5 protein-coding genes are annotated in these 5,417 nt (G+C 73.6%); 2 read left to right on the top strand and 3 right to left on the bottom strand.

The window, feature by feature from the left end; genetic code table 11:
* Positions 1-58 precede the first annotated feature (58 nt).
* Positions 59-1,660 carry an MFS transporter gene (locus ACFC09_RS45650; protein WP_376539063.1) on the bottom strand — a complete coding sequence of 534 codons (1,602 nt, stop codon included), beginning with the start codon at positions 1,658-1,660 and terminating at the stop codon, positions 59-61.
* 277 nt (positions 1,661-1,937) lie between these two features.
* Between ACFC09_RS45650 and ACFC09_RS45645 the strand changes: the two genes are divergently transcribed.
* On the top strand, positions 1,938-2,516 hold the full coding sequence (locus ACFC09_RS45645) for a helix-turn-helix domain-containing protein (protein WP_376539061.1): 579 nt from the start codon (positions 1,938-1,940) through the stop codon (positions 2,514-2,516).
* 129 nt (positions 2,517-2,645) lie between these two features.
* On the top strand, positions 2,646-3,524 hold the full coding sequence (locus ACFC09_RS45640) for a class I SAM-dependent methyltransferase (RefSeq protein ID WP_376539059.1): 879 nt from the start codon (positions 2,646-2,648) through the stop codon (positions 3,522-3,524).
* Positions 3,525-3,549: 25 nt separating this feature from the next.
* Here the strand turns inward: ACFC09_RS45640 and ACFC09_RS45635 are convergent, their stop codons facing one another.
* Both ACFC09_RS45635 and ACFC09_RS45630 read right to left on the bottom strand, forming a co-directional pair.
* The gene (locus ACFC09_RS45635; RefSeq protein WP_376539057.1) at positions 3,550-4,116 is read right to left on the bottom strand and encodes a DUF6529 family protein; all 567 of its coding nucleotides are present in this window, start codon (positions 4,114-4,116) and stop codon (positions 3,550-3,552) included.
* A gap of 309 nt (positions 4,117-4,425) precedes the next feature.
* Positions 4,426-5,166, bottom strand: coding sequence for an alpha/beta fold hydrolase (locus tag ACFC09_RS45630; RefSeq protein WP_376539055.1), 741 nt, complete (start codon positions 5,164-5,166; stop codon positions 4,426-4,428).
* Positions 5,167-5,417: the final 251 nt, after the last annotated feature.

Below are 5,417 nucleotides of genomic sequence, written 5' to 3'. Positions count from 1 at the left end.
CCGGGGCCCGGCGGGGCGCTCGGCGCTCCGCGATCCACCGGGTCGCCGTGTTCGTCCCTCACGCCACGGTGGCCTCCGCGGGTTCCGTGTCGTTCGCGGTCGCGCCGGCCTGGTGCCGGGGGCCCAGGGTGACGACGTAGAGGAACAGGGCGGCCATGACGGCGACCCCGGTCCACATCGCCGTCTGCCAGCCGTCGACGAAGGACTGCTGTGCGGCCCGGATCAGTGCCGGCGCGTGCGGGCCGGCGCCGTGGGCGGTTTCGAGGGCGTTGGCGATGCCTTCGCGGGCGGTGTCGGCGGTGCCCTTCGGAACGCCGTCGAGCCGGGAGTCGATGGCGCCGCGGTAGCCGGCCGACAGGAGCGCGCCGAGCAGGGCGACGCCGAGCGCGGTGCCGAATTCGCGGGTGACGTCGTTGAGCGCGGAGGCGACGCCCTGGCGCTCGCGGGGCAGGGAGCCGGTGATGGCCTCGGTGGAGGGGGTCATCGACAGGCCCATGCCGACGCCCATGGCGAGCATGCCGGGCAGGACCGCGAGATAGCCGCCGTCGACGGAGACCAGGATCGCCATCAGGGCCAGGCCCGCACCGGCGAGGAGGATCCCGGTCGCCATGGTCGTACGGGCCCCGACGCGTTCGGCCAGGCGCGGGGCGAGGCCGGAGGCCGCCATCATCAGCACGGCCATGGGCATGAGCGCCACCGTGGACAGCAGCCCCGACCAGCCGAGGACGGCCTGGAAGAACGGGAAGAGGACGACGAAGATGCCCGCCTGCACACCGAAGACCACCAGCAACACCACCGAGCCGCTCGCCAGTCCGCGCTCCCGGAACAGCCGTACCTCCAGCAGCGGAGCGCGGCGGCGCAGCTCCCAGGACACGAAGCCCACGGCACCCGCGACTCCGACGAGGAGGCCCGCCAGGGTGGCGGGCGCGGTCCAGCCGCGCTCCGGGCCTTCCTGGAGGAAGAAGATCAGCCCGACCACCGCGACGACGGAGGCCATCGAACCGACGGTGTCGAAGGAGTGCGACGCGCCCTCCCGCGAGTTCGGAACGGAGCGCAGCGTCATGACGAGGGCGACGACGACGAGCGCCACGGGGAGCACGAACAGGTAGCGCCAACTGGCCAGGTCGACCAGGGCGGCCGACAGGAACATGCCCAGGATGCCGCCGCCACCGGCGACCCCGGTCCACACACCGATCGCCCGGCCGCGCTCCGCCGCCGGGAAGGTGGACGTGATGACGGCCAGCGTGACCGGCATGATCATCGCCGCGCCCACTCCGCTGAGGACGCGTGCGGCGAGCATGACCTCGGCGGACGGGGCGAGACCCGCCAGCGCGCTCGCGGCGCCGAACACGGTCAGGCCCGCGAGGAGTACGGGCTTGCGGCCCCACCTGTCGCCGACCGCGCCCAGCGGCAACAGCAGTGCAGCCAGGCTGAGGGTGTAGATGTTGATGATCCACAAGATGGTGCTCTGGGATGCGCCGAAGGCGACGGCGAGGTCCGGCTGGGCGACGTTCAGGCCGGAGACCGAGGCGATGACCGCCATCAGCGCGATACAGACCGCGACCAGGATCGAGCGGCGCCGGCGCGCGTCCGTGACCGTCGTGCCGGTGCCACCACCCGGGTCGGCGACGTGCGCCCGCGCAGGCAGGTTCGTACTCATGTTGTCCTTTGTTGTCCTCTCGGGAAGGCGGGGCGACACCCCGCCGGGACGGGCGACACCCCGTCGAGGCGGGCGCCGCGGCGACGGCCGGCCGTCATGGCCGGCACGACGGTGTCGTGGCCGTCGTGCCGGGTGGCCGCGCGGGCCCGAGCGGCGCCGGGCCGCGCGGCGACGCGGGCCGCGTCGGTCCCATGCCGTCGTGTGCACGGGTCCCGATCACGGGGCCCGGTACGACGACGGTAGGCGCCGCTTGCGAAGAGGGCATAGGTTGATGCCTATGACGCAAGAAGATGGCGAGCTGGACAGCCTCGTACGCAAACGGATCCGCGCCCTGCGGGTGGCGCAGGGCTGGTCCCTGGAAGAACTGGCCGGCCGCGCGAAGCTCAGCCAGTCCTCGCTCAGCCGGATCGAGAACGGCCGGCGCCGGCTGGCCCTGGACCAGCTCGTCACCCTCGCCCGCGCCCTGGACACCTCGCTCGACCAACTGGTCGAGACGGCCACCGACGACGTGGTCTCCCACCCGATGATCGACACGGCCCACGGGCTGATGCGCTGGCCGGTGCGGGCGGATCCCGGGATGACCGTCGTGCGGCAGCGCATGACGAGCCCGCCACCGGACAGCCCGTCACGGCTGCGCGCCCATCCCGGCCGGGAATGGCTCGTGGTGCTCTCCGGCACCGCTCTCCTGCTGCTGGGCAACCGCCGCTTCCGGGTGGAGACCGACCAGGCCGCCGAGTTCCCCACCATGCTGCCGCACGCCATCGGGGCCGACGGCGGCCCGTGCGAGATCCTGGGCATCTTCGACCGAGACGCCCGCCGCGGACACCGGGCCGACGAGGGCGCCACCGCGAAGTAGCGCCCCCAGGGCGATCGAAGCCCGTCCGCACGGCTGGCCGGTTGCGTGTCCAGCCGCGCACGCACTCGTCTTCTTGCCGTATACGCAATAAAGTGTGCACCGCGCGCATGGTCTTCCTACTGTGCTTCCATGACGCACACCGAGCACGCCCAGGGCGTGCACCCTGCCCACCAGCCCGGTCCTGACCACGGGCCCGGCGACCACGGCGACGGCCAGGCGGAGTTGCTCGACCTGGACGCGGAGGTGCTTGCCGAGCTGAACGCGTCCCTCGTCGCCGGGCTGCCCGTCGAGTCGCCCCCCGCGCGGCTGGTGGACCTCGGCTGCGGGACCGGCACGGGCACCTTCGCCCTGCTCGCACGCTTCCCCGAGGCCCATGTGACCGCCGTCGACTCCTCGGCCGGTCACCTGCACCGCCTGCGGGAGAAGGCATGCGCGACGGGTGTGGCCGATCGCGTGCGCACCGTCCAGGCCGACCTCGACGCGGCCTGGCCGGACCTCGGCACGCCTGATCTGGTGTGGGCGTCGGCCTCCCTGCACCACATGGCCGACCCGGACCGTACCCTGCGGCAGATCCACGACCTGCTCCTGCCCGGCGGGCTGTGCGCGATCGTCGAACTGGCCGGGTTCCCCCGGTTCCTGCCCGGTGACGCTCCGGCGGACCGGCCCGGCCTGGAGGAGCGCTGCCACGCCGCGAGCGAGCGCCACCACGCCGAGCACGTGCCGCACCGCGGTGCCGACTGGGGCCCCCGGCTGACCGCCGCCGGCTTCTCGCTGGAGGACGAACGCACGGTCGCCGTCAGCGTCGGCCAGGCCCGTTCCGCGGCGGTGGGCCGCTACGCCCTCAGGAGCCTGCGGCGCATGCGCGCCACCGTCGTCGACGCCCTCCCGGCCGAGGACCTGGCCGCGCTGGACCGGCTCCTCGACACCGACGGCCCCGGCAGCATCCTGCGCCGGGACGATCTGGCCGTACGCACCGAACGCACCGTGTGGGCCGCACGCCGCACCTGAAACGGCGACCCGGGCCGCCGGCCGCTCACAGCCCGGGTGCCTGGTGGCCGTTCAGGTACCACAGGGGGGCCGAGTACCAGATCAGGACGATCACGGTGACGAGGACGCCGCCGGCCAGGGGTAGTGCCCAACCCGGCCAGCGGCGGTGGCGGACCACGACGACCTTGGCGACGAAGGCGCCGTACAGGAAGCAGCCGGTGAGCGAGTGCAGTGCCCGGCGGGCGTCGGTCAGCTGGACGCCGTAGGCGGTGATGCAGTGCCGGGCGACGGGGAGGGAGACGAGGAAGGCGAGCAGGCCGATGACGCGGTGCGTGGTGTGGATCCGGTGCGGCGCGGCGCGCAGCGCGGGGAGGCGGCCGTAGATCCAGAGGGCGAGGATCACCTGGATCAGCGCCAGGCACAGGAGTGCGGAGCCGAGCTGTGCCTTCAGCCGCCTGGCGTCGTCGGCGTACTGCCCGAAGAGGCCGGTCTGGTAGTCGGGGGTGTGCACCCGGCCGAACCACACTAGGCCGGCCACCACCGCCACGGGCAGGAGCAGCCACAGGACGTCGTGGAGCCGTCGGTGGTGGGCGCGGTGGGCGAGGCCGTCCACGGGGTCAGCCGCCGCGGGTGGTTGCGCGGGCGGCCGGTGCGGGCGGCGGGCTCCCGCCGGTCGTCGTCCTCCTGCCGCCGGAGCGGCCGCCGCGCGCCGCGGCACGCGGAGCGTCGGCGGCGACCTGGGCGGTCACGGGGCGCGGTTCTCTCAACGGGTCCTCCAGCCGGTGCGGGCCGATCTGGCCAGTACGTCCGAAGAGTCCCTGCCGGGTCCAGGCGGCGCGCTGGCGGGCGGGCCATTCGGACGATCCGTGCGGTCGTGCGGATCGTCCGAACGGGGCGCCGGGGGGGTGCGGCGGCGAGCGGATCAGCCGGCCGCGAGCAGGAGGCGGGCGAGGTCGGCGGGCGCGGTGACCATGCAGTCGTGGCCGGTCGGCACCTCCCACACCTGTGCCGGGGTGCCGTCGGGCTGGCGGGCGGGGACGGCACGCCGGACGAAGTCCGCCGGTTTGTCGCCGGTGCAGTGGATGTGCGTCCGGGGGATCGCGTCCGTGGCCGGGTTGCGCAGGCGGACCGGCTGCTGGAAGCAGCGCACCGATTCGTCGGACAGCAGCGTGCGCACCCAGGTGGTGTCCGCCGGGTCGGTGATCCCGAACAGTCCCGCCGGCGCGGGCTGTTCGGGCAGCGGCGGGATACGCCAGGGAGTGTCGGAGCCCGCGGCCTGGTCGATCATGAACTGGGTCGCGGGCAGGACGTCGATCGTGCTCTCGCCGTCGACCGGGACCAGAGCGTCCACGTAGACCAGACCGGCGATCCGCTCCGGGATCCGGTCGGCCGCCGCCGAGACGACCAGGCCGGCGTAGCTGTGCCCGACGAGCACCACGTCGGTGAGGTCTTCGTCGACGAGGAGGCCGACGACGTCGTCGACGTGTGTGTCGAGGCCCACTTCGGGACCGAGCAGGTGTGCCTTCTCGCCGTGGCCGGTCAGCGACGGCGCGAACACCCGGTGTCCGGCCCCTCCCAGCAGCGGGACCACCCGGTCCCAGACCTGTCCGCTGTGCCAGGCTCCGTGGACGAGTACGTAGGTCTTCGTGTGCGGCGAACTCATGGCGTGCTTCCTTCGCGTGGTGTCACAACAGGTGAGGGGGCAGGGCGGACCCGGCCCGCGCGTCCTGCCGTCCGCGGTCGCGACCTGCGCGGACGCCCTGAACGCCCTGAACGCCCCGAACCCAGACGCTACGGAACCGACAGGTACCTTCGGGTAACGTTCGCATCCATGAGTTCCGCGGGAGACGTGTTCCTCGCCGGACCGCGTACCGGGAGACGGAGCCGGCCGGCGCCCCGAGCCTGGCCCGGGGC

The organism is Streptomyces sp. NPDC056161 (assembly GCF_042268025.1).
Lineage (GTDB): Bacteria > Actinomycetota > Actinomycetes > Streptomycetales > Streptomycetaceae > Streptomyces.
Note: the sequence above shows the minus strand (reverse complement) of the source record. Positions and strands in the feature narration are given on the sequence as shown.

Coding starts and splice junctions, on each gene's coding strand:
- ACFC09_RS45650 (WP_376539063.1), bottom strand. CDS start 1,660: ATGAGTACGAACCTGCCTGCGCGGGCGCACGTCGCCGACCCGGGTGGT.
- ACFC09_RS45645 (WP_376539061.1), top strand. CDS start 1,938: ATGACGCAAGAAGATGGCGAGCTGGACAGCCTCGTACGCAAACGGATC.
- ACFC09_RS45640 (WP_376539059.1), top strand. CDS start 2,646: ATGACGCACACCGAGCACGCCCAGGGCGTGCACCCTGCCCACCAGCCC.
- ACFC09_RS45630 (WP_376539055.1), bottom strand. CDS start 5,166: ATGAGTTCGCCGCACACGAAGACCTACGTACTCGTCCACGGAGCCTGG.